Below are 19982 nucleotides of genomic sequence, written 5' to 3'. Positions count from 1 at the left end.
AATACCTATATATATTAAATGAGACTGTCCAGCGTTGCCACATACGAAAACCGGAGACAGTCGTGGCATTTGCCCGACTGCCTCCGATTGTGTATAGGTGGCTTTTCAGCCAAACGATGTATGATTAGCGGATAACTTTCTTGGTTGTTCCGTCGCTCATCTTGACGATGTTCAGTCCGCGTTGCATCTTCGATAGTTGGCGACCGTCAACAGAGTAAATAGCTGTAACAGTAGCTTCGGTCTCTGTGTTAGGCTGGTCGATGCCATTTATGATAAGATTACTTTTGGGAACGATTTCGACTTCGCTCTTTACAACTGTTCCACCTTTTACAACTGCTTTAGCACCGCTATATGCACCGATGGTTGCATCTATAGGAGTTAAGAGTTTGCAGTTTTCGAGAGTGATTTCAGCCCATCCTCTGATAGAGCCTGTGTTTTTTCCTGTAGCTTTGACGGTAGCGTTACGGATGTGAAGTTTGTGCTTGTTACTGGAATTAATACCTGAAGTACCACCATTGGCGATGAGGGTACAGCCGTCGATGGTGACGGTAATGTTATTTCCAAATACAGGCGTAATGGCTGTTCCGGGGCTGGTGACAGTAAGTGTACCCTCTCCCTTGATAGTCATGGAATTGCTTGTAGAAAGTGCTGCGAAGAAGTTCTTAGGATTGTTCATAGTGATGGAGCAGTCGCCTTTTACTATGATAGACAATCCATTGTCAAAGTTGTCCACTACAGTGCCAGTGTGGCTAATATGAGCATTCTCAAGAGTCAGTGTCTTGGTTTGGGCGTTGTAATGTACTTTGCCACTGATGCCTGGGCCAGTGATGCTCTGTGTGGTGCTATAGCTTTTTCCAGCAACATAGATGTTAGCTTGTGCGCTGTTAGTCCACAAGAGTGCCACTGTGGCGAAAAGGAATGAAAGGAGTATATTTTTTCTCATAAATTACTGTGCCTCCCTATGACCCCCTCTCGTTTGTTAGGGGAGCGTCTTGCGGAGGCTCGGACGCTTGGGTTAATTACTTATATATTTAAAAACTCATGAAGTTTATGACTTTGTCGTGCAACTAGGCACGGAGATTTTGCCCTTAGAGAGGGCGAATGCAATTCGCCCCTACAGTTAAATAGTACAAAGGACTGCCACCATAATTATATATAGGGGAGTCTTTTCAGACCAGGTAACTCACGAAATCATTTACTCGTCAATTCACCCACGCTACATGCTAAAAACTGCAAAGGCCAAACAGCATTGCTGAAAAGCCCCTGCATTTTTACTGCCAAGCCTTTGCAGCAATGCTGTTTGGCCTTTGCAGTAAAATGATGGTAAGCAGACACGTGGACAACCATGCGAACCTTGCTCGCCGACAGGGATGTGTGGGCCTCGTCAGTCGGCTGCATTGTAGTCGAATGTAAGGCTGGTGGGCGACGTCTTTCCGATATAAATCTTCTTCCAGACTTGGTTTCCCTTACCGTTTTTCTGCCTGAGTACCATTACTTCTGCACTGTCGTTGACAGCCAGGGGAATGGTGTAATGCACATTGGGCTGTGTGGCTTTATAGTCTTTGCCGTAACTGCCGTAAAAGTGCCTGATGCCTTTCTCGTCTTTGGAGAAGAATCCCGCCGACGTTTTTATACTGATATAAAACTCGTTGTTGGAATAGTCTTGCGTGCTGAATCCAGTCAGTGTCACATCTATCTTGCGACATTCGGGAATCATGCAGTCTACTTGTTCGGAGGCATCGGGACGCCCATATATTTCCATCTGATAAGTCGCATCCTCCGGAAGCAGATATTTGTCGGCTGACAACTTGCTTGCATCTGCTGTCAACCTATAGGCTACATAGGGAAGATGCTGCTTGAAGAGCGTATCTTCGTCGGCCCGTACATAGAATTTCAGCTGATAATTACCGTTCTGGTCGGTCTTGGTCTCACTCTTTTTACGCGTAAGACTGCTAAACAATCGGGCGTCGATGAAGTCTACATGCAGCTTCACGTCTTTGATGCCGATGCCGTCTGAATTGACCACTCGGCCGTTGAATACCACTGCATTCTGTTCGTCCGGAAAACCATTGTCTTCTTCTTTCTCATTGCAGGCAGATAATAAAAGGCTACAGGCAAGAAGAATAAGTACGCGCGAGAGAATGCGTTGTACTTTTGTTTTTCTATTGCCGTATTTCATAATGACTCTGTCTTTTGATGTAATTACGTTAGTCCATTGATGGTGCAAAATTATAAAAATAGCCTGATTTTGCGTGTTTCGTTTAACAAAAATAAACAAAATAACATGCGATTCTGTCGTGCAAAAGTCTGGTTTTCCTTTGATTCGCTATGGAAATCTTGTATCTTTGCATGAGATAAGTGTACTTGTAGGGAATCAGTTTTAAGCATATTGATATGAAGAAATATTTGTTGGCACTCGTTGCGCTGATTACTTTATGTCCCTTTGCAGGCATGGCCGAGAGCTATGTGTCGCTGTGGAAGAGGGTGGCTGTGGCCGAACAGAAGGATCTGCCCAAGACGCAAATCGCGATACTCAATGCGATTGTGAATAAGGCTACGGCTGCCGGAGACTACGGACAGCTCATCAAGGCGCAGCTGAAGATGGCCGAGGCAGAGACTGCCATATCGCCCGACTCGCTGGGAAAGCACATCGAGCGATTGGAGAAAAAGCAGAAGAAGGCCGAAGGAAGGCAGCAGGTGCTGGCCGATGTCTATGCCGCGGTGTTGGGACATATCTATAAAGACTATACTTCAAAGGAAGAACATGCGCGTATCAGCAAGCAGTACTACGAGCTGTCGGTGCGGCATCCCGACCTGTTGGCCCGCCAACTGGCTAAAGACTATGAGCCACTCGTGGTAAAAGGATATGACAGCAGCATCTTCTATGAAGACTTGTTGCACGTGGTAGGTTTGGAGGCTGAGGCTTACAAACTACTGCACGATTACTACAAGGCGCATGGAAACAGGGCCGCGGCTTGTATCTGTGCCTATCTGATAACGCAGCAAGACCGCCGGGAAGACGTGATGATGGTGCGCAAGTCGCACTATCTGCAGACGCTCGATTCGCTCATCAGCGAGTATGGCGACCTGCCGATGGCAGGCGAAGTGGCCATAGAACGCTACAACTTTATGGATAAGGCGGTGGATACGTCGGTAGAAGAGAAGATAAACTACATCAACTATGCGCTCAGCCGGTGGGGAACATGGCCACGTATGAATGTGCTGCGCAATGCGAAGACGACACTCACGCTGCCCTGTTTCCTGATAGATATGGGACGGGGAGTGCAGATTCCCGGCAAAGAGCGCCAGGTTGCCATCCGCTCTATCACCAATGTGCAGCAGCTGAAGATGACGGTGACCAGGTTGGACTATACCGCTTCTACAGACTTAGACCCTAACGATGCAGAAGACTATGCCGAACTGCGCAAACATCTGCAACTGGAGACACAGAAGACCGTGGCCCATCGGTACATCGGACTGCCTGCCTATAAGGTGACGAGTGACTCGATGGTGATAGAAGGACTGGCCAAAGGCGTGTATCTGGTGGAGTTTACGACAGACAACAGCAACATAACTGCCGAGCGTGCCTTGCTGCATGTGAGCGACGTGTATGCCGTCTCTGAGGTGTTGCCAAAACGGCAAATCAGGATAGCGGTGGTGAGTGCCACCACAGGGCAGCCCATTCCTGGGGCAAAGGTGAGATTGTTCACTGGTTCTTATTACGGCGAAAAGGCAGTGGTCAATACTGTTACGTGTGATGAAAAGGGAGAGCATCTGTTCAGTTATTCAAAGCGTATGCCCGATAGGATATATGCGTTCACGGCTGAGGATAAATACTGTCCGGATGCAGACTTGAATGGTTACTTCGGTTACAACGGGCGTAGAGACACGTCGGAGGTGGCACAACTGCTGACCGACCGAAAGGTCTATCGACCCGGCCAGACCGTGCATGTGGCTGCCATCGTATATAAAAACATGGCCCAGGCAGACACGAAGGCTGTTCAGGGCAAGGAGTTGACACTCACATTGCATGATGCCAACGGGGAACAAGTGGCCTCGAAAGAGGTAAAGACCGATGGTTTCGGCACGGCATCGGCCGAGTTTACGTTGCCGACATCGGGACTGACGGGGCGTTTCTTGGTGCGTGCCAATGTGGGTTATGCCAGTACGGACTTTTCGGTAGAGGAATATAAGCGGCCCACATTTGAGGTCTTGTTCGATAAGGTGAAGCAAATCTATCACAGTGGCGATACGGTGAGGGTGCAAGGAAAGGCGCATACATACGCCGGAATGCCCGTGCAGGGAGCACAGGTGGCCTATTCGGTGGTGCGCCGGTCGGCTTTCTGGTGGTATCGCTCGGCTGGTTCGACCCTGACGGTGAAGACAGATACCACGGTAACGGCCGATGACGGAACTTTCAAGATAGATGTGCCGATGCTTTTGCCGGAGGAAGGTGACGTCAATGCACCGCGGTACTATTCGTACGAGATAGAAGCCAAGGTGACCGACCTGAATGGTGAAAGCCACACGGGCGAGACTCGCTTGCCGTTGAGCAACCGTACGGCGGTGTTCACCACCGACCTGCCTGCCAAGATAGAAAGCGACAGTTTGAAGGCTGTCAGCTTCAGTTATCTGAATATATCGAGTGAACCTGTCGCTGGGAAAGTGTATTTCAAGATAGACGATATGCCCATGTCGGGCCAGACGAACACCCCCATCAGCGATGTGCGCATGATGAAACTGAAGTCGGGACTGCATGTGCTGAAGGCTATATGCAATGAAGATACGCTGGAACAGAAGTTTGTCGTGTTCTCTGTGAAAGACCGGAAAACAGCCGTACCGACACATGATTGGTTCTACCAGAGTGCCGAAATATTCCCGCGGGATGGTAAACCTGTGTATGTGCAGATAGGATCGAGCGATGCCGACCAGCATATCCTTTATACGATGATGAGTGGGGACAAGGTGTTGGAGAGTGGGGTTATCAGGCAGAGCGAGGCCCTGAATACACGTGCTTTCCGCTATCAGAAAGAGTGGGGAGACGGCATCTTGCTCACTTATGCGTGGGTGAAAGACGGGCAATGCTATACGCATGTAGCAGAAATACTTCGTCCTCTGCCCGACAAGCGATTGCTGTTGGAGTGGAAGACATTCCGCAACAGATTGGTGCCGGGACAGGATGAGGAATGGACGCTGACCGTGAAGCGCCCCGACGGTAAGGCGGCGGATGCACAGTTAGTGGCAACACTGTACGACAAGAGCCTGGACCAGATAAGGAAGAACAAGTGGAATTTCGTGCCATCACTGCATCTTAGTCTGCCCAAAACATATTGGCAGGCTGTCAATTTCGAAGAAATAACCATGTATGGCGAACTTCCTATGCAGGCTTTGCCGGAGAAAAACCTCAGTTTCTCGCACTTCGATGAATCGCTGTTTGACTTGGATTATGGTCTAAGATTGTCTACACCTTACTATGCTTTTGCTGCGGCAAAACCCAGAAGTTTTATGACAGGCTCAGTCAGTACAAAGGAAAAGAAGATGATGAAAGCCGAAGTGCTTATGGCAAATATGGCTGACGCAGTCGTAGGAGAGAATGAACTGAGAGGGCAGGAAGAAGATAAGGCGGCTACGGCAACTGGTCAGTTGCGTGAAAACCTGAACGAAACAGCTTTCTTCTATCCCGCTTTGATGGCAGATAAGAATGGAGATGTGAATGTGAAATTCACACTTCCGGAGAGCGTGACGACCTGGAAATTCATGGGATTGGCACACGATGCCGATATGAGATATGGTATGCTGGAGGGTGAAGCTGTCGCACAGAAGACGGTGATGATACAACCTAACATGCCTCGCTTTATGCGTCTGGGCGATAAGGGAGAAATCAATGCGCGCCTATCCAACACTTCTGATAAGTCGGTAAAGGGCAAGGCTATGCTGCAAATCATTGACCCGGAGACGGAGAAGGTGCTTGCAGAGGTAGTACGCAACTTCAATGTGGAGGCAGGAAAGAGTGCGAACGTGAACTTCACCGTAGTTCCTCGTGAATTCATGGAGGGACACGGGCTTGCTTCTTCGTTGTTGATTTGCCGTACAATGGTAGAAGGTCGTGGGGTCAGCGATGGCGAACAGCACTATCTGCTTGTTCTTCCGGAACAGGAAATGGTGACCAATACATTGGCATTCTCGCAACAGGGAGCTGGTGTGAAAATGGTTGATTTAGCCCAATTGGCACCTGTAGGCAAGGAGGTGAAGCTCACAATAGAATACACCAACAACCCTGAATGGTTGATGATACAGTCGTTGCCTACCGTCAGCAACACGCGTGAGAATGACGCTATCAGCCTGGCAGCTGCCTATTATGCCAATAGTCTGGCTGCACATATCGTGTACTCCGACTCCACTATCGGTCATGTGGTGAAGCAGTGGAAGGCAGAGAACAATGCTCAACAGACGAGTAAGCTGATGCAGAACGAAGAGTTGAAGTCGCTGATGCTGGACGAAACGCCGTGGTTGACGGATGCCAAGAACGAAACGGAGCAGCAACAGCTGTTGGCCGATTACTTGGATGAGTCGCAGTTGGACAAGCGCCAGGCTGCCGTATTGAAGAAATTGAGCGGCTTGCAGAATCCTGATGGCTCGTGGAGTTGGTGGCCCGGTATGCAGGGCAGTCGTTACGTGACGGCCGAAGTGACCAAGATGCTGGCCCGTCTATGCACGGTGGCGCTCGATCAGGAAGCCTTCAGGCTCATCACGAAGTCTATATCGTATCTGGATAAGCAGCTTCAAGAGGAATACGAGCGCATGATGGCGGAACGGAAGCGTGGTGTTACTATCGAGACTCCGAGTGAAATGGCGCTGGAGACGCTCTATATCAAGTCGCTGCTGAAGAACCTTGGCCGACAGGGAGGAGAGGCGCAGGCCTACATGTTGAAGCTGATAGCTGCTTCGCCTGCCCATTATACCATCTATGGCAAGGCCAACACGGCCGTTATCCTGGCTCGCAACGGCTACAAGAAACAGGCCGAGAACCACCTTAATAGCCTGAATGAGTATAGTGTCTATAAAGAGGAAATGGGTAGGTATTACGATGCGCGAAAGGCTTTCTATAGTTGGTGCGATTATAAGATTCCGACGGAAGTGGCTGCCATCGAGGCTATGTATCTGCTTCGTCCGACCGATAAGCAGACCATCGCCGACATGCAGCGCTGGCTGTTGCAATGTAAACGCACGCAAAGTTGGGACACGCCAATAAATGCAGTCAATGCCATTTATGCGTTTACATTGGGTTCTGGCAGTGAGAAGGGGGCGTCTGCGTTCCGATTGAATGCCGTTCCTGCTACGCTCTCTATTGATGGTAACGCGATTGAGACAAAGGAATCGACTGCCATCGGGTATGTGAAAACGGTAAAAGAGGGTAAGGCTATGAAGACATTCACAGCCGAGAAGAAGAGCGGAGGCACGAGCTGGGGGGCGCTATATGCCCAATTTACCCAGAATACCGCAGATGTCAAAGCTGCAAGTATGGGCATTCAGGTGAAGCGAGAAATCGTTGCCGGCCAATCTACACCGTTGAAAGTGGGTGATAAGATAAAGGTGCGTATCACGATAACAGCCGACCGTGACTATGATTTTGTGCAGATACAAGACAAGCGGGCCGCCTGTCTGGAGCCTGTCAGTCAGCTCAGTGGCTATCATTGGGGCTACTACTGCACTCCCCGCGACAATACTACGAATTATTATTTTGACCAGATGGCCAAGGGTACACATGTGGTAGAGACAGAATACTATGTAGACCGTGCCGGTGAATACCAGACCGGCTTGTGTACCGTGCAGTGTGCCTATGCTCCCGAATACAGTGGACGGGCAGCAGTAAAGGCCATACATATTAAATAAGAAAACAGACGAATGAACAGAAAGACAATGTTAACAGCCTTGTTCATGATGGCTTCTCTAGGCCTTCATGCACAGCAGATAAGAGCCGAGCGTGACGAATTGAATATGGGACAGGTGCTCTTTCGCGCTCCCTCAACGGTGGAATTTAAATTGAGAAATACGGGAACGACGGAATTACGAATAGAGAAAGTGCTGTCGGATTGCGGTTGCACACGGGTGAATTTCCCAATCAACGGCATTGCACCCGGTGCAGAGTTCACTGTAAAAGCCACGTATGATGCCAAGCAGTTGGGGCATTTCCATAAGCAGATAGGCGTCTATGCAGCTGGCGGGACAGCTCCCGTGATGCTCACTTTGAAAGGTGTCGTGGTGGCAGAGTTGACTTCTTTTGCAGGGAATTATCCTGTCCAGCTCGGTCAGCTGCATACCGATATAGGTGATATAGAGTTCGACGATGTGAACCGAGGAGACATGCCGGTGCAGAAGATACATATTTATAACAGTACGGACCGCACGGCCGAGCCGGTGATGATGCACCTGCCCAGTTACCTGAAAGCCGAGATAGCTCCTTCGCGCATAGCTCCGGGGCGTATGGGTGTGGCTACGGTGACGCTCAATTCGCGTATGGTTCGCGATTTAGGACTCAATCAGACGACCATATATCTGGGTTTCATGCCTGGCGATAAGGTGTCTGAAGACAAGGCAATTTCCGTCTCTACCGTATTGTTGCCCGATTTTAACCAGCAGAATGCAAGCTTTAAGCGTGGCACTCCCGTCTTCTCGGCTTCTGCTACGACACTGAGCCTTGGACGCTTTCAGGGTAAGAAGCGCCTGAGGGGAGTTATTGAAATAGAGAACAAGGGTAAATCTACGCTCGATATCCGGCAGTTGCAGATGTTCACTGCCGGTATAGAAGTGGCTCTGAACAAGGCTAAGATTGCGCCCGGAGAGAAAGCAAAACTCAAGATAACGGGCGTGGCCGACCAGTTGCGTAAGGTTCGTACCAAACCGCGCGTACTGATGATAACCAACGACCCTAAGCAGTCGAAAGTGATTATCAGCATTGATTACAAACTGTAGAAAGGATATTCATGTTACAAATAGAAATAGATAATGGCAGCGGCTTCTGCTTCGGAGTCACCACGGCCATTCAGAAAGCCGAAGAAGAGTTGGCTTCCGGCAAGACGCTCTACTGTTTGGGCGATATTGTACACAATGGTATGGAGGTGGAACGATTGCATGAGCGTGGGTTGATAACAATAGACCACGACCAATTGCGCACCCTTCATGATGTGAAAGTGTTGCTTCGTGCGCATGGCGAACCGCCTGAAACCTACGAGATAGCGCGTCGGAACAATATCGAAATCATTGATGCTACATGTCCCGTCGTATTGCAGTTGCAGCGCCGTATCAAGAAACAGCACGACAATAACGAGGATAATGCGCAGACGGTTATCTTCGGGAAGAACGGTCATGCAGAGGTGTTGGGACTCGTGGGACAGACCCATGACAAGGCCATCGTGATAGAGAAGTTTGAAGATGTGAAGAAATTGGACTTCTCGCGCGACATCTATCTCTATTCGCAGACGACGAAGAGTCTGGATGAGTTCCATCGGATTATAGACTATTTGCAGAATCACATGCAGGGTGGGGCGACATTCAAGAGTTTCGATACCATCTGTCGACAGGTGGCCAACCGCATGCCCAACATTGCAACCTTTGCCACCCGGCACGATGTCATTCTCTTCGTGAGTGGGCGGAAAAGCTCGAATGGCAAGGTATTGTTCAAGCAATGCCAGAACATCAATCCCAACAGTCACCAGATAGAACGTGCCGAGGAGATAGATATGAGTTGGTTTGAAGGTATCAGGACGGTTGGCATCTGTGGTGCAACCAGTACGCCAAAGTGGCTGATGGAGGAATGTCGGGATTATATCCTACGCCATGTAGAGTCAGAATAAAAACAGAAGAGTGGGGTGTCGGTTGAAAAAAGATGCCCCACTTTTTTGTTTGTGGGGAGATTATATCAAAAAGAAAAGAGGCTAACTCGTTGTCTTGACAACTTGTTAGCCTCTTTCTAGTTGGGATACTCGGACTCGAACCAAGAATGACAGGACCAGAATCTGTAGTGTTACCATTACACCATATCCCAATTTATGTGCAATCAAAATCTCCAATTCCGAATTGCGATGCAAAGGTAGCCGTTTTTTTTGAAACCGCAAAATTTTCATTCATTTTTTTCATTCTATTTGTTTCGAGGACTAATCTCTTTCCTTGGGTATTGGAACGGGAAAATTTCTGTTCCGTAGTCCTCTTGCCTTTTATTTCAGGTCTGGTCAGCCTGTCAGTACTTTCAGCTCTCAGCTCTTACCTCTAAACATTTTCCTCAATTTACTGCAAGGGCTTGGCAGTGATGCTGTTTGACCTTTGCAGCATTGCTGTTCGGGCCTTGCAGTGATGCTGCTAAGCCTTGGCAGTAAAATGAGCTTGATGTGTTGATGGGGCTTTCGTTTGGTGGGTTGATGGCGATAGGGGCTTTGCTGTGAGTGTAAACTGTCGATATTGTAGAAAAAAGGAGGTAGTATTGTTGTGAATGAAAGATATTATTATTACTTTTGTAGGAAAGTATCATATAAAACATTAAATTCGTTGACATTATGAAAGATTTGGATTGGTCTAATCTGTCTTTCGGTTACATACCGACAGACTACAATGTCCGCTGCAATTATCGTAACGGCAAGTGGGGCGAGGTGGAGGTTTGCTCCGATGAGTATCTGAAACTTCACATGGCTGCCACCTGTCTGCATTATGGTCAGGAAGCCTTCGAAGGGCTGAAAGCCTATCGCTGCCCTGATGGCAAGGTGCGTGTCTTTCGCATGGATGAGAATGCTGCCCGCTTGCAAAGTACATGTCGTGGCATTATGATGCCCGAAGTTCCGACCGAGCTTTTCGAAGAGATGGTGAAGAAAGTGGTACGCCTGAATCAAGAATACATCCCTACATACGAGAGTGGGGCGACACTCTATATTCGCCCGTTGCTCATCGGTACAAGTGCACAAGTGGGTGTTCATCCGGCCGATGAATACATGTTCTTGATTTTCGTAACGCCCGTAGGTCCTTATTTCAAGGGAGGTTTTGCGAGCAATCCATACGTGATTATCCGCGATTACGATCGTGCAGCGCCTTTGGGTACGGGTATCTATAAGGTGGGCGGAAACTATGCAGCATCGTTGAAGGCCAATCAGATAGCCCACCAGAAAGGCTATGCCAGCGAATTTTATCTGGACTCTAAGGAGAAGAAATATGTAGACGAGTGTGGCGCAGCCAATTTCTTTGGTATCAAGAACAATACATACGTTACGCCGAAATCAAGTTCTATATTGCCTTCTATTACCAATAAGAGCTTGATGCAGATAGCAGAAGACTTGGGGTTGAAGGTGGAACGACGCCCTGTTCCGGAAGAGGAACTCGACACGTTCGAGGAAGCCGGAGCATGCGGAACGGCTGCCGTTATCTCGCCAATCTCGCATCTTGACGACCTCGATACGGGCAAGGTCTACAGCTTTGGAGACCAGCCCGGTCCGTGGTCCAGGAAACTCTACGACACGCTTCGTGGCATCCAGTATGGTACGGTGGAAGACAAGCATGGATGGATTACAGTGGTAATTGACTAGGAAACTTTATTCATGGAGCATGTCGGGGTGTCTCTCGGCATGCCCTTATTTTATAATCTAATCATCATTGAATTTATGGACTCACTTTCTAATTATCGTCAACGTGCGTTGCAGTCGCTCGAAGGCAACTGGGGAAATGCTGTAATCGTAACGGTTATCTATTTGCTTATCGCTTCAATTTTTCAAGTTGGTCTGGAATCTGTGTTACCTTTTTCTAAAGACATATCGAAATTGAGTGGTGGCCTTCTTAGTATCTTGGTACTTGTGCCAATAGGTTGGGGATTTCTGGTGTACTTCCTGCGGTTGGTACGACATGAAAAATTGGGCGTGAAAGATTTATTTGCAGGCTTCGCCGATTATGCTCGTGTGCTGCTGGCCATGCTCTTAAAGACCGTCTACATCCTCTTGTGGACGTTGCTTCTTATCCTGCCGGGTATCTACAAGTCGCTTTCCTATGCTCTGACAGAGTATGTGCTGTTAGACCATCCGGAAATGAATGGCGAGCAAGCTATCAGGGAGAGCATGCGCCTGATGCGCGGTAAAGAGCTTTCGCTGTTTCTGCTTGGCCTCACGTTCATCGGTTGGGCGATACTCTCGATTATCACGCTTGGATTGGGATTCATCTTCTTGATACCCTATATCCAGACGGCATTGGCCCATTTCTATGAGGATGCTGTGAAGGAAGACAGGGGCGTTATAGAACTATAAAGGCGCGGAAATCGCTCTTTGATGCCTGGTTTGGTCGGGCTTCTTTGCACTGGCGAAATAATTGTTGTACCTTTGTACCCGGAATAAAAAGAGAATCAAACAAATGGGAAAAGGTAAGTTAGCTAAGTTTGCAGAGATGAAAGAGATGGCCAACGTCTTCGAATATCCGTTCTCGGTGGTCGATAACGTGCCGTTCACGATGAAGGGTCGTTGGCGCGAAGAGTATTTCCACAACGACAATCCTATCGTATTGGAGCTGGGATGTGGCAAGGGAGAATATACCGTAGGACTGGGCAAGCTCTTCCCGAATATCAATTTTATAGGTATCGATATTAAGGGTTCGCGCATGTGGACGGGTGCAAAGCAGGCTCTCGAACAGCAGTTGCCCAATGTAGCGTTTCTCCGTACAAGCATTGAAATCATCGACCGCTTCTTCGGCAGGGATGAGGTGCAGGAGATATGGCTTACTTTCTCCGACCCTCAGATGAAGAATCCGCATAAGCGACTCACCTCTACTTTCTTCATGGAGCGCTATCGTCGTTTCCTCGTAGATGGCGGACTGATTCATCTGAAGACCGATTCCAATTTCCTCTTCACCTATACTAAGTATATGGTGGAGCATAACCGACTGCCTGTAGAAGTGTGTACGGAGGACCTATACCACGCTACGCCGACGGCTCTTGTGGGACAACCCATCCTCACCATACAGACTTATTACGAGTCGATGTGGATAGAACGGGGACTCAATATCCGCTACCTGCAATTCCATCTGCCACACACAGCACCGTTGGCAGAACCCGATGTGGAGATTCCGCTCGACGAATATCGCAGTTATCATCGCACCAAGCGTAGCAGTAAAGATACGGCAAAATAAGCAAAAACATTAGAATGATGACATTATATCCCAAGTTAATAACAGATGCACTGGCTACCGTGGTCTATCCCGGTACCAAGAAGAATCTGATAGAAAGTGAAATGCTGGCCGATGATGTGCGCATCAACGGCATGAAAGTAGAGTTTACGCTCGTGTTTCCACGCGAGACTGATCCTTTCCTGAAGTCTACGGTGAAGGCTGCCGAGGCTGCCATCCACTACCATGTAGATAAGTCTGTGGAGGTAACCATCAAGACAGAGTTCAAGAATGCAGCTCGTCCAGAGGTGGGAAAATTGCTTCCGGAGGTGAAGAACATCATTGCCGTGAGTTCAGGAAAAGGCGGAGTGGGCAAGAGCACGGTGTCATCTAACCTCGCCATCTCGCTCGCCCGACTGGGCTATAAGGTTGGTCTGCTTGATGCCGATATCTTTGGGCCGTCAGTGCCTAAGATGTTTGGAGTAGAGGATGCGCGTCCATATTCTGTTCAGAAAGACGGTCGCACGCTGATAGAACCTATCGAGAAGTATGGTGTAAAGCTGCTGAGTATCGGCTTCTTCATCGATCCTGACACGGCAACGCTATGGCGTGGGGGCATGGCTACGTCGGCTCTGAAACAGCTGATAGCCGATGCCGACTGGGGAGACCTTGATTTCTTCATTCTTGACACACCGCCGGGAACGAGCGATATCCACCTGACGCTGTTGCAGACCCTGTCTATTACGGGTGCTGTGATAGTCAGTTCGCCACAGAAGGTAGCCTTGGCCGATGCGCGCAAGGGCATTGATATGTACCGCAACGACAAGGTGAATGTACCTATTTTGGGGTTGGTGGAGAATATGGCATGGTTTACACCGGCCGAGTTGCCGCAGAATAAGTATTATATCTTTGGCAAAGATGGCTGTAAGAATCTGGCCGCAGAGATGAATTGTCCGTTGTTGGCGCAGATTCCTATCGTACAAAGTATTTGCGAGAGTGGCGATGCCGGAAAGCCGGCTGCTTGCAATATCGACACCATGACGGGACAAGCGTTCATCAATCTGGCGCAGGCTGTGGTGACAGTGACCAACCGTCGTAACAAAGAACAGGCACCGACGAAGATTGTAGAAGTGGATTAAGTCTTTTCGCAACGGCGAAAAGCGATAAAAATTAAATCTCTCGTAGTAAGTGGAATCACCATGCTACGAGAGATTTTCTTTTTATTTCGTATTCTCCTCTGCCACTTCACTCTTGCGATGGTCGAGGATTGGATTGATGAAACGGTCTAACTGTTCGCTCAGTGCCATCAGTTCGTCCATGCTGATATCGTAAGTATTGAAGATATTGATGAGGCATCCGGGGAAGTCCTTGCATTCATCTTGCATCGTCTTTCCTTTCTTGGTGAGAGATACAATCTTCTGTCTATGGTCTACCGGTCCGACAGTGCGGACTACCAAATCCAGCTTCTCCATGCGCTGAATGAGTGGAGTCACGGTATTGGTCTCCAATACCAGTTTTTTGGCAATGTCGTTTACGGGTTGGTTATCCTGTTCCCATAGAACCATCAATACCAGATATTGCGTGTACGTAATGCCTAATTGCTTGAAGAAAGGCTCGTAAGCCTGAATGATGAGTCGACTAGCTGTGTAGAGTCTGAAGCAGACCTGATTCTTCAATTTTAACTGTTCATATGCCATAAACAAAATCTTTATATTCGCTGAAATTATATCTCCCAACGGAGAAATCAAAGTGCAAAGATAAAGATTTGTTTTTGTATCGAAGACGATAGGGATGTTTTTTTCTTATCATTTAACCGATGTTAAGGTCAAAACGACATATTCTGACCTTGTTCCGATACGAAATTTGCCTCCCCAGATACCAATACCGCTGCTTACATAGTATTCTGTCTTACCTTTTGTCAACGGTCCGAAAGCGTCTTCGTAGATGGCATCTTCAATCCAACTGATGGGCCAGACCTGTCCGTAGTGGGTGTGTCCGCTGAACTGGAAGTCGATGCCGGCGCGTTCGGATTCCTCCAGATGGTAGGGCTGATGATCGAGTAGGATGGTGTAGGTAGACTGGTCGACGGTGGCTACAAGTTCCTTCAGCGACTTGCGATGCTTGTTGGTGCGGTCGTCTCGGCCAATAATGGTAAGCTCGCTGTTGAAGACGATGCTGCTGTCTCGTAGTAGGTGGATGTTGGCAGCGCGATAGAATCGTTCGCTCTTCGGTTCGCCTGCGTAGTAGTCGTGGTTTCCCAATGCCGCATAGACAGGGACTTGGAGGCGTCGGAACTCCTCGGCCATATCGGCACGGAGCAGCGGTTCGACGCTGATATCGACTATATCGCCGGCAATCAAGACCAGGTCGGCATGTTCGGAATTTACCTTATTCACCCATTGGGCCAGGTCTGCCCGCGTATTATGGTAGCCCAGGTGCAGGTCGCTCATCAAAACAATCTTCAGAGGTTTATGCAATGGCTTCTCTGTAGTGAAGTTTAGGGGTACGCGTACTTTGTCGTAGTAGTGCAGATTGCCATAGATGAAGAGGGCAGAGATGATGACTAATACGGACAATGTCCCTCGTATGCTGCTGTGGAAGAATGAAGCTGGGACGATATGGACGGCCCGTCCGAGGTCTAGGAGCAGGAATAGCATGACCAGGTACAGCAATACGAAGAGCGACGACGTGCCGGTTTCGTACACGATGCGTGCTATAGTCGGCGGCAGATTATCTGGTCCGACGAGGAAATTGAGAAAGAGCATGGAGAAGCACAGTACCATACCGGCAATGATGACGGCTTTTAGCAGATTGCTAAAAGGCAGCATCATCCACACGTGCCAGCCCACATAGCTACAGCCGATGACTGGAAGCAGAAAGAAAATGATAGCCCACATTGTATTCATTGTTTATGTGTAGCAAAGGTAATGGTAGTTTCTGAAAACTGGAAATGTTCTCGCTGTTTTTATAGCAGAATCCTTGCTGATAGTTGCGTGGATCGGCTCTTCAATCCATATGATTCTTTATACAAAAACTGCCAAGGCTCAGCAGCAATGCTGCCAGGCCTCGGCAATGTTGCTGTTTGGGCTTGGCAGCGTTACTGCAAGGCCTTTGCAGAGAAATGAGTGATTTTATCCTCCTCTCTTATCTTTATTTTACTACTGTTGCACGAACGATGGCGATGTCTTGTAGAGGACGGTCGTTCTTGTCGGTTTCGGTGTTTTGGATGTCTTCTACGATGTTGAGGCCCTCCACTACTTCACCGAATACGGTGTACTGTCCGTCGAGATGGGGAGTCCCACCTTGGTTGAAATAAGCTTCACGCAGTGTGGGCGGAATAACTACCGTACCTTTGGTGGCTTGGTCAATACGCGCCTGTACCTGATCCATCATGTCGTCGTTGTAGCGACGGCCATAGGATATGTAGAACTGACTGGCCGATGACCGACGTTCCGGATTTACATCGTCCGACTCGCGGGCAGCTGCTACTGCTCCTCGTTTATGGTATAGTTGCGGGTAATGTATTTCGGCCGGCAGCGTATAGTCGGGCGAATAAAGTCCTAATTCGGCTTCCGGTTCGGCATGGCGCGATGTAGAATCGCCCGTCTGAATCATGAAACGATTGATGACGCGATGGAATAAATTGCCATCGTAGTAGCCTTCTCGCACAAGTTTCAGGAAGTTGTCGCGATGGAGTGGGGTTTCATTGTAAAGAACGATACGTATGTTTCCCTTTGTAGTCTCCAAAAGCACTTCATGGCGCAGAGTGTCGTTCTGCGCCATGAGTGATAGAGGGAACAATAGCAGGGCTATTGTATAGATGAGTTGTTTCATATCTGTTGATTAATAGACATCACCTTGAGACACCTCGTCTTTTGTTATCTCTTTCTTGTCGAGTGCTCTCCATGCCACAACGATGTAAGCCAATACGAAGGGAATGAACAGCGATACGACCGACATGGTCTTGAGTGTAAACGGACTACTGCTGCTGTTGGCAATGGTCAGCGAACTCTGTAGGTCGACGTTGGAGGGATAGTAAGCCGTGTTGTTCCAGCCTGCCATGAGGAAGAGAACCAATACCACGAGTACGACACCGATACCGGTGGGCCAGATGCCACGGATAAAATCTTTCTTCAACACGGTAGCGATGACACCGCCAAGTACCAATACCACGCCCACTAGGAAGATGATGGTGAGATACCACATGTCTAGGAAGTTGTGCAAATATTTGTAAGGTTCTATGGCGATGATTCCTGTAGCAGGGTCGTAGGCGAAGCCGTCTTTGCACAGCATACGAACCAAGAAAGACAGGAAGAACACGAGGAACGGAACGGTGGCATACATTAATTGCTTGCGGGCCTGGCTGCGAACAGCCTCGTCGTTCACATTATTAATAATATAGAGAGTTCCAAGCATGCGGGCAAGGAAGAACACTGCGAATCCGAAGATGAGATTCCAAGGGTCGAGCAGGGCATCCAGACCGTGACTGAGGTTGGCCCAACGGCTGATAACCGGTTGTAATTCCTGGGTGATGTTCATTTTGTCGACGATGAAGTTGCTGCCGTCGAAGAATGTGGCTACAGCGCCACCGAGCAGCAGCGGAGCTAAAATTCCGTTGATGACGAGCATCCACTGGAATGTACGAGTACCGAGCAGATTGCCCAGCTTGTTCTGGAATTCGTAGCTGACAGCCTGCATGACGAACGTGAAGAGGATAATCATCCACAGCCAGTATGCACCGCCGAAGCTGGTGCTATAGAACAATGGGAACGAAGCAAAGAAAGCTCCGCCGAAAGTAACGAGTGTGGTAAAGGTGAGTTCCCATTTGCGGCCGGTAGAGTTGATGACCATACGACGCTCTTCGGGGGTCTTGCCAAGGCTGAATATCAGTGAGTTAGCACCTTGTACGAAGAGCAGGAAAACGAGCAGTGCTCCCAATAATGATACCAGGAACCACCAATAATGTTGTAATATGCTATAGTCCATAATTGTTCAGTTTAGATAGTTATTGATGTTTCAGACTCTTCTGTAGCAGAGCTACTGTGCTCAGGTCCTTTCTTGATTTCTTTGAGAAGGATGCTGATTTCTACAGCCAGCATCGTTGTGAAGAGGCCCAGGAAGATGAAGAAGGTGAGGGCTATGCTACCCGAATTGATGTCGCTCACGGCAGCCCATGTGGGAAGCATGTCCTGGATGGTCCAAGGTTGGCGTCCCATCTCGGCTACAATCCATCCCGATTCGCTGGCAATATAAGAGAGTGGGAGGGTGGCAATGCCTGCCCACAGCAGCCATTTGGCCTTGCTGATGTCCTTGCGATAGACGAAGAACAGGGTCAGGGCGAAGAGCAGGATAAACAAACTGCCTAAACCGACCATGATACGGAAGGCCCAGAAATTAATCGGAATGAAGGGGACAACCTGATCGGCTGACTTCACGTAACCGTATCCGAAGTAACGTATGTTGTCGGCCAGTGTCTTCTTGGTAGCCTCGTCTTTCTTGCCGGAGCGGTATTGCTGTAAGGCAGCGATAGCCATCTTGCCTTTGGCTATCTTCTCTTTTACGGATGGCTCGCGTGTTCCGTCGGGCTTGGTGTAGCCGTTGATAAGTTCATTGACGCCGGGTACATAGCCATGTAAATCGTGTGTGGCCATGAAGGAGAGTGCGTAGGGAACGGCTATACGGAAAGGTGCTTCCTGCTCGTTGGCATAATCGGGCTGCTTGAAAGGATTTACCCAAGCTGCAACAGTCAGGCTTTGGTCGTTCCCACCATTATATAATGCTTCCATGGCAGCCAATTTCATAGGCTGCACCTTGCTTACTTGGTAAGCGCTGCTATCGCCGGTGATGGCAGCGAGGAGCGAAGCGATGAGACCTACGCAAGCACCTATCTTGATACTTTCGGTGGCCAACTTCTGCTCGCGCTTCTTTAATAGATACCAAGCGCTCACAGCTACAGTGAAGGCTGCACCGATAATCCACGAGGAAGTGACGGTATGGCAGAACTTATCAATAGCAAATGGCGACAAGGCTACGTCAAGGAATGAGTTCATCTCGAACCGCATGGTGTCGGGATTGAAGGTCTGGCCGATGGGATATTGCATCCATGCGTTGGCAACGAGTATCCACCATGCAGAGATTGTAGCTCCCAGGCCGGTCAGCCATGTCGATGCGAGATGGAAACCAGGGGAAACCTTTTTCCATCCGAAGAACATGACAGCGACGAATGTTGATTCCATGAAGAAGGCTATGATGCCTTCGATGGCTAGTGGAGCGCCAAAAATGTCGCCCACAAACCAAGAGTAATTACTCCAGTTGGTGCCGAATTCAAACTCCAGGATGATACCGGTAGCTACGCCCATAGCAAAGTTGACACCGAATAACTTTTGCCAGAAACGGGCTGCATCGCGCCAGAAACGCTTTCTGGTTCGATAATAACAAGTCTCGACGATACCCATAATGACTGCCAATCCCAGTGTCAATGGAACAAACAGCCAATGATACATTGCCGTTAAGGCAAATTGTGCCCGTGACCAATCAATGGTTGCGGCAGAAATGTCTAAAAGTTGATTTACCATACTTTGTGTGTAATTATTGTGTTGTTTACTATTTTGCCCTGTTGATTAATTGCTCCGATACGAATTGCCCTTTTTGTCCTTTAGGGGCTTTCTTGCCTAGAAAGTCGGGAAAGAAGAATACCTTGAGGATGGCAAACATGATGAAGAGCTTGATGAGAATAACGGTCCAGAGGGTTTTCCCCAGCGTCATGTGGCGAAAACCGTCGTAGTATAGGTCATAGGCTCTGTACAGAAAACTATCTTTTTTCATGATGTTTTTCTTGTAATATATGGTTTAACAAT

At 48.7% G+C, this 19982-nt stretch carries 15 protein-coding genes and 1 tRNA gene; 7 read left to right on the top strand and 9 right to left on the bottom strand.

Features of this window, described 5'->3' with window-relative positions; translation table 11 throughout:
• Positions 1-124: 124 nt before the first annotated feature.
• Together ACZ42L_RS05740 and ACZ42L_RS05735 are read right to left on the bottom strand one after the other, a co-directional pair.
• Positions 125-943 carry a hypothetical protein gene (locus ACZ42L_RS05740; RefSeq protein ID WP_464701901.1) on the bottom strand — a complete coding sequence of 273 codons (819 nt, stop codon included), beginning with the start codon at positions 941-943 and terminating at the stop codon, positions 125-127.
• 441 nt (positions 944-1384) lie between these two features.
• Positions 1385-2179 carry a hypothetical protein gene (locus ACZ42L_RS05735; protein WP_464701900.1) on the bottom strand — a complete coding sequence of 265 codons (795 nt, stop codon included), beginning with the start codon at positions 2177-2179 and terminating at the stop codon, positions 1385-1387.
• Positions 2180-2394: 215 nt separating this feature from the next.
• Here ACZ42L_RS05735 and ACZ42L_RS05730 point away from each other — a divergent pair, with 215 nt between their 5' ends.
• The 3 genes from ACZ42L_RS05730 to ACZ42L_RS05720 are packed head-to-tail and all read left to right on the top strand — an operon-like array spanning position 2395 to position 9854.
• The gene (locus ACZ42L_RS05730) at positions 2395-7893 is read left to right on the top strand and encodes an alpha-2-macroglobulin family protein (RefSeq protein WP_464716891.1); all 5499 of its coding nucleotides are present in this window, start codon (positions 2395-2397) and stop codon (positions 7891-7893) included.
• Positions 7894-7905: 12 nt separating this feature from the next.
• Entirely contained in the window at positions 7906-8973 is a 1068-nt protein-coding gene (locus ACZ42L_RS05725) for a DUF1573 domain-containing protein (protein WP_464716890.1), read from the top strand.
• 11 nt (positions 8974-8984) lie between these two features.
• The gene (locus ACZ42L_RS05720; RefSeq protein WP_464701404.1) at positions 8985-9854 is read left to right on the top strand and encodes a 4-hydroxy-3-methylbut-2-enyl diphosphate reductase; all 870 of its coding nucleotides are present in this window, start codon (positions 8985-8987) and stop codon (positions 9852-9854) included.
• A gap of 120 nt (positions 9855-9974) precedes the next feature.
• Here ACZ42L_RS05720 and ACZ42L_RS05715 read toward each other — a convergent pair.
• Positions 9975-10045 (bottom strand) — tRNA-Gln (locus ACZ42L_RS05715).
• A 505-nt stretch (positions 10046-10550) separates the two neighbouring features.
• Between ACZ42L_RS05715 and ACZ42L_RS05710 the strand changes: the two genes are divergently transcribed.
• The 4 genes from ACZ42L_RS05710 to ACZ42L_RS05695 all read left to right on the top strand — a co-directional run bounded on the left by ACZ42L_RS05710 (position 10551) and on the right by ACZ42L_RS05695 (position 14264).
• The gene (locus ACZ42L_RS05710; RefSeq protein WP_464716889.1) at positions 10551-11567 is read left to right on the top strand and encodes a branched-chain amino acid aminotransferase; all 1017 of its coding nucleotides are present in this window, start codon (positions 10551-10553) and stop codon (positions 11565-11567) included.
• A 75-nt stretch (positions 11568-11642) separates the two neighbouring features.
• Positions 11643-12275: a DUF975 family protein gene (locus ACZ42L_RS05705; RefSeq protein WP_464716888.1), complete on the top strand. Its 633-nt coding sequence runs from the start codon at positions 11643-11645 to the stop codon at positions 12273-12275.
• A gap of 103 nt (positions 12276-12378) precedes the next feature.
• Positions 12379-13149, top strand: a complete 771-nt coding sequence (trmB, locus tag ACZ42L_RS05700; protein ID WP_464716887.1) for a tRNA (guanosine(46)-N7)-methyltransferase TrmB — start codon at positions 12379-12381, stop codon at positions 13147-13149.
• A gap of 17 nt (positions 13150-13166) precedes the next feature.
• Positions 13167-14264: an Mrp/NBP35 family ATP-binding protein gene (locus ACZ42L_RS05695; protein WP_464707140.1), complete on the top strand. Its 1098-nt coding sequence runs from the start codon at positions 13167-13169 to the stop codon at positions 14262-14264.
• Between the two features lie 81 nt (positions 14265-14345).
• On the opposite strand, the gene ACZ42L_RS05690 is transcribed toward ACZ42L_RS05695, so the two are convergent.
• The 6 genes from ACZ42L_RS05690 to ACZ42L_RS05665 all read right to left on the bottom strand — a co-directional run bounded on the left by ACZ42L_RS05690 (position 14346) and on the right by ACZ42L_RS05665 (position 19950).
• A complete protein-coding gene (locus ACZ42L_RS05690) occupies positions 14346-14822 on the bottom strand; it encodes a MarR family winged helix-turn-helix transcriptional regulator (protein ID WP_464701396.1) in 477 nt (158 codons plus the stop codon).
• A gap of 108 nt (positions 14823-14930) precedes the next feature.
• Positions 14931-16031 carry a metallophosphoesterase gene (locus tag ACZ42L_RS05685; RefSeq protein WP_464716886.1) on the bottom strand — a complete coding sequence of 367 codons (1101 nt, stop codon included), beginning with the start codon at positions 16029-16031 and terminating at the stop codon, positions 14931-14933.
• Between the two features lie 244 nt (positions 16032-16275).
• Positions 16276-16959: a peptidylprolyl isomerase gene (locus ACZ42L_RS05680; RefSeq protein ID WP_464716885.1), complete on the bottom strand. Its 684-nt coding sequence runs from the start codon at positions 16957-16959 to the stop codon at positions 16276-16278.
• A gap of 9 nt (positions 16960-16968) precedes the next feature.
• Entirely contained in the window at positions 16969-18111 is a 1143-nt protein-coding gene (locus ACZ42L_RS05675) for a cytochrome d ubiquinol oxidase subunit II (RefSeq protein WP_464716884.1), read from the bottom strand.
• Between the two features lie 11 nt (positions 18112-18122).
• Positions 18123-19700, bottom strand: a complete 1578-nt coding sequence (locus ACZ42L_RS05670) for a cytochrome ubiquinol oxidase subunit I (protein WP_464716883.1) — start codon at positions 19698-19700, stop codon at positions 18123-18125.
• Positions 19701-19728: 28 nt separating this feature from the next.
• Positions 19729-19950 carry a DUF4492 domain-containing protein gene (locus tag ACZ42L_RS05665; protein WP_464701386.1) on the bottom strand — a complete coding sequence of 74 codons (222 nt, stop codon included), beginning with the start codon at positions 19948-19950 and terminating at the stop codon, positions 19729-19731.
• Between the last annotated feature and the right edge of the window lie 32 nt (positions 19951-19982).

Source organism: Prevotella mikamonis, from assembly GCF_055381405.1.
Note: the sequence above shows the minus strand (reverse complement) of the source record. Positions and strands in the feature narration are given on the sequence as shown.

What these genes read in the sequence shown, in the direction of transcription:
- ACZ42L_RS05740 (WP_464701901.1), bottom strand. Translation starts at nt 943, where the DNA reads ATGAGAAAAAATATACTCCTTTCATTCCTTTTCGCCACAGTGGCACTC.
- ACZ42L_RS05735 (WP_464701900.1), bottom strand. Translation starts at nt 2,179, where the DNA reads ATGAAATACGGCAATAGAAAAACAAAAGTACAACGCATTCTCTCGCGC.
- ACZ42L_RS05730 (WP_464716891.1), top strand. Translation starts at nt 2,395, where the DNA reads ATGAAGAAATATTTGTTGGCACTCGTTGCGCTGATTACTTTATGTCCC.
- ACZ42L_RS05725 (WP_464716890.1), top strand. Translation starts at nt 7,906, where the DNA reads ATGAACAGAAAGACAATGTTAACAGCCTTGTTCATGATGGCTTCTCTA.
- ACZ42L_RS05720 (WP_464701404.1), top strand. Translation starts at nt 8,985, where the DNA reads ATGTTACAAATAGAAATAGATAATGGCAGCGGCTTCTGCTTCGGAGTC.
- ACZ42L_RS05710 (WP_464716889.1), top strand. Translation starts at nt 10,551, where the DNA reads ATGAAAGATTTGGATTGGTCTAATCTGTCTTTCGGTTACATACCGACA.
- ACZ42L_RS05705 (WP_464716888.1), top strand. Translation starts at nt 11,643, where the DNA reads ATGGACTCACTTTCTAATTATCGTCAACGTGCGTTGCAGTCGCTCGAA.
- trmB (WP_464716887.1), top strand. Translation starts at nt 12,379, where the DNA reads ATGGGAAAAGGTAAGTTAGCTAAGTTTGCAGAGATGAAAGAGATGGCC.
- ACZ42L_RS05695 (WP_464707140.1), top strand. Translation starts at nt 13,167, where the DNA reads ATGACATTATATCCCAAGTTAATAACAGATGCACTGGCTACCGTGGTC.
- ACZ42L_RS05690 (WP_464701396.1), bottom strand. Translation starts at nt 14,822, where the DNA reads ATGGCATATGAACAGTTAAAATTGAAGAATCAGGTCTGCTTCAGACTC.
- ACZ42L_RS05685 (WP_464716886.1), bottom strand. Translation starts at nt 16,031, where the DNA reads ATGAATACAATGTGGGCTATCATTTTCTTTCTGCTTCCAGTCATCGGC.
- ACZ42L_RS05680 (WP_464716885.1), bottom strand. Translation starts at nt 16,959, where the DNA reads ATGAAACAACTCATCTATACAATAGCCCTGCTATTGTTCCCTCTATCA.
- ACZ42L_RS05675 (WP_464716884.1), bottom strand. Translation starts at nt 18,111, where the DNA reads ATGGACTATAGCATATTACAACATTATTGGTGGTTCCTGGTATCATTA.
- ACZ42L_RS05670 (WP_464716883.1), bottom strand. Translation starts at nt 19,700, where the DNA reads ATGGTAAATCAACTTTTAGACATTTCTGCCGCAACCATTGATTGGTCA.
- ACZ42L_RS05665 (WP_464701386.1), bottom strand. Translation starts at nt 19,950, where the DNA reads ATGAAAAAAGATAGTTTTCTGTACAGAGCCTATGACCTATACTACGAC.